Annotated in this window: 1 pseudogene; it reads right to left on the bottom strand. The window is 74.5% G+C overall.

Features of this window, described 5'->3' with window-relative positions:
- Positions 1 to 138: 138 nt before the first annotated feature.
- A pseudogene (locus G3I71_RS47355) lies at positions 139 to 455 on the bottom strand (alpha/beta hydrolase); the annotation flags it as partial.

Here is a 455-nt window from a genome sequence, read left to right as displayed (position 1 = left end):
CGACGGCATACCGTCGCCGCACGCTTCGGCCTGCAAAGGGGTTCTCCTCCGCCGTAGATCGGCCTCCGGATCTCCATCCTGGGCGTCCGCTTCCGGCACCGCATCCCCAGGACGGCGGATGCGGCCGGACCGGAGGGGTCAGGAACTCGGCTGCAGCCCGGCCGCGCCCCGCTCGGCGCGCAGCCGGTCGAGGTCGAAGGTGCCCTCGGTGGGCTCGGCGGTCGGCGGCAGGCCGAGGGCGGCGGTGACAGGTCCCGGCAGACTGCCGGTTCCCAGCAACCCGGTGACCAGGCTGGTCGTGAGGTGGTGCCAGGCCGGGGCGCGGCGGATCATCGCGTGGTCGCCGCCCCGGACGGTGATCATGCAGGTACGGGCGCCGGCCCGGCGGGCCCGTGCGGTGAGGGACTGGGTGGCCTGGGGGCTGGTCATCCGGTCCCGGTTGCTGTGCACCAGGA

Origin of the sequence: Streptomyces sp. SID12501 (genome assembly GCF_010550245.1) — a bacterium.
Lineage (GTDB): Bacteria > Actinomycetota > Actinomycetes > Streptomycetales > Streptomycetaceae > Streptomyces.
The sequence above is the reverse complement of the archived record's forward strand: the minus strand, read 5'-3'. Positions and strand labels throughout refer to the sequence as shown.